The sequence below is a fragment of the Stenotrophomonas sp. 3diitr2024 genome, from assembly GCF_042136455.1.
GTDB classification, from domain to species: Bacteria; Pseudomonadota; Gammaproteobacteria; order Xanthomonadales; family Xanthomonadaceae; genus Stenotrophomonas; species Stenotrophomonas sepilia.
On the sequence record NZ_JBHHMJ010000202.1, the window covers coordinates 1 to 2464 of the forward strand.

The 2464-nt window shown below is 67.3% G+C and carries 3 protein-coding genes; 1 reads left to right on the forward strand and 2 read right to left on the reverse strand.

The window, feature by feature from the left end; genetic code table 11:
- Positions 1-165: 165 nt before the first annotated feature.
- On the reverse strand, positions 166-618 hold the full coding sequence (yiaA, locus tag ABGA94_RS04710) for an inner membrane protein YiaA (RefSeq protein ID WP_014645710.1): 453 nt from the start codon (positions 616-618) through the stop codon (positions 166-168).
- Positions 619-786: 168 nt separating this feature from the next.
- Here yiaA and ABGA94_RS04715 point away from each other — a divergent pair, with 168 nt between their 5' ends.
- Complete coding sequence (locus ABGA94_RS04715; RefSeq protein ID WP_329845795.1) at positions 787-1953, forward strand: PQQ-dependent sugar dehydrogenase; 1167 nt, start codon at positions 787-789, stop codon at positions 1951-1953.
- 64 nt (positions 1954-2017) lie between these two features.
- Here ABGA94_RS04715 and ABGA94_RS04720 read toward each other — a convergent pair.
- Positions 2018-2464, reverse strand: a 447-nt coding sequence (locus tag ABGA94_RS04720) for a hypothetical protein (protein WP_375366528.1), incomplete at its 5' end; no start/stop codon positions are given.

The window sequence follows — 2464 nt, forward strand, 5'->3', positions numbered from 1 at the left end:
GCACGCAACGCCGTGCGCCGTGGCTGGGACGAAGCGCAGCTGGCGGATCCGCGCTTGAAGCGATAGCCCAGGTTGCTGTAGAGCCGAGCCTACGCTCGGCTCTCGCCCCACGTTTAGGGTCGAGCCATGCTCGGCTGAGCCGAGCATGGGTTCGGCGCTACCGAATCATTCCTGTTCCGGCAGCGGCGGCACGATCGCGCTGCGCTTGCTCTCGCCACCACCGGCGGCGATCAGGTCGCGGGTGTTCTTCTGCACAGCCACCGCACCGAACAACGACAACGCATACGCCATGCCGTAGAAGCCCTTCTCGCTGGGTGCCAGCGTGGCGTTCCACAGGCCGACCAGCAGCAGCATCAGCGCCGACAACAACGCGAACCAGCACAGCGCGTAATACAGGCCACTGACCGGAATGCCTTCGACGCGGTCGCGCACGCTCTTCTGCAGCGACACCGCCGCGAACAGGCCGAACAGCAGCAGGGTCAGGTAGTAGCCCTTCTCGTTGAGCGCCATCGTGGCATTGAACAGGCCGATCAGGTACGCCGCCGCACCCAGCAGCAGGGCCACCCACGAGGCGGCGATGAAGGCGGTGGAGGGCTTGTGAGGCATGGCAGTATTCATTGCAGGTCCTTGGCAGACAGACGGGCATGCTTTGCCCGGGCGTGCCCACCCTAGACGATCCCGCCGCTGCCGCACAGGGGGCGCAGGACCTTCGGGCCACGACGGTAACGGCTGCGGTGGTATACAAGGGGCAGCCCGGCCATCCGCATCCCCGCCCTGGAGATACCCATGACCCGTACGCCCCTGCTGCTCGCCCTCGGCCTCGTGCCGATCCTCGCCACCTCCGCCTGCAACGCCGCCGATCCGGCTTCGGGTACCGCCCAGGCCACAGCGCCTGCAGCCACCGCCACCGACCAGCGGCCGTTCACCGCCACCGAAGTCAGCCGCTTCGACCAGCCCTGGGCGATGACCTTCCTGCCCGACGGCAGCCTGCTGGTCACCGAAAAGCGCGGCACGCTGCAGCACCTGGACCCGGCCAACGGGCAGAAGCACGAAATCACCGGCGTTCCCAAGGTCGCCTATGGTGGCCAGGGTGGCTTCGGCGACATCATCCTGCACCCGGACTTCGCCCGGAATCATGTTGTTTACGTCAGCTATGCCGAGGAAGGCACGCTCGACACCCGCGGTGCCGCGGTGGCCCGGGCCACGCTGGCACTGGATGCCGACGGGGGTGGCCAGCTGAAGAACCTGAAAGTGATCTGGCGGCAGAGCCCCAAGGTCAGCGGCGAGGGCCACTACGGGCATCGCCTCGCGTTCGGCCCGGACGGCAAGCTGTGGATCAGTTCCAGCGAGCGCCAGAAGTTCGATCCGGCGCAGGACATGGGCGGCAACCTCGGCAAGATCATCCGCCTCAACGACGATGGCAGCCTGCCCGCCGACAACCCGTTCGCCTCACAGGGCGGGGTTGCCGCACAGGTGTGGTCGCTGGGCCATCGCAACATCCTGGGCATGGCCTTCGACGCCAACGGCAAGCTGTGGGCGCATGAGATGGGACCCGCCGGTGGCGACGAGTTGAACCTGATCGTGCGTGGCGCCAACTACGGCTACCCGATCGTTTCCAACGGTGACCATTACGACGGCCGCCCGATTCCCGACCACGACACCCGCCCGGAATTCGCCGCGCCGAAGGTGACCTGGACGCCGGTGATCTCGCCGGCCGGCTTCGTGATCTACAGCGGCAGCCTGTTCCCGCAGTGGAAGGGCAGCGGCTTCATCGGCGGCCTGTCGTCCACCTCGCTGGTGCGCGTGGCCTTTGATGGCGACAGCGCGCGCGAAGCCGAACGCTTCAACATGGGCGAGCGCATCCGCGAAGTGGAACAGGGCCCGGATGGCGCCCTGTGGCTGCTGGAAGACGGCAGCAAGGCGCGCCTGCTGAAGCTCACGCCGAAGGCATGAGGTGCCGCCGGCCGCTGGCCGGCACGTTTCTCCGCAACGGCCCCGCGTGCGGGGCCGTCTGCGTTCACTGGATGGTGATGACCTTCACCTCGGTCTGCGTGCAGGCCTTGTCCAGGCACGTTCCGTTCAACCACACCTGTCCATCGCCAATCATCACGCCCTGCTGGTTGACGAAGACCTTGCCGAAGTCCTGCCCGGACACTGCCTTGACCACCGCCGGGGTAATGATCTTCTCGTAGTTCCGCTGGAACTCACCGGGGCCAGTGATCTTCTTTCCGTCGCTGATGTTCAACGGGAAGCGCACTTGCTCGACCACCGCGGCACGATCACCGCCGACCACGGCCGTCTTGAACGCGTTGAAGACCTTCTCGAACTGCGCCGCATCGCCGAGCAGCGATTCGATGCGCGCACGCGCGTCCTCGGCGGGCGCCTCCGCGGCCGGTGCGGCCGGTGCGGCGGCGGCAGGTTCGGCAGCCGGCGCCGCCGGTTCAGCGGCAGGCGTCGCTGCCGC

Bases quoted from the DNA above. Each gene is read 5' to 3' on its own strand.
- yiaA (WP_014645710.1), bottom strand. From the start codon at position 618: ATGAATACTGCCATGCCTCACAAGCCCTCCACCGCCTTCATCGCCGCC.
- ABGA94_RS04715 (WP_329845795.1), top strand. From the start codon at position 787: ATGACCCGTACGCCCCTGCTGCTCGCCCTCGGCCTCGTGCCGATCCTC.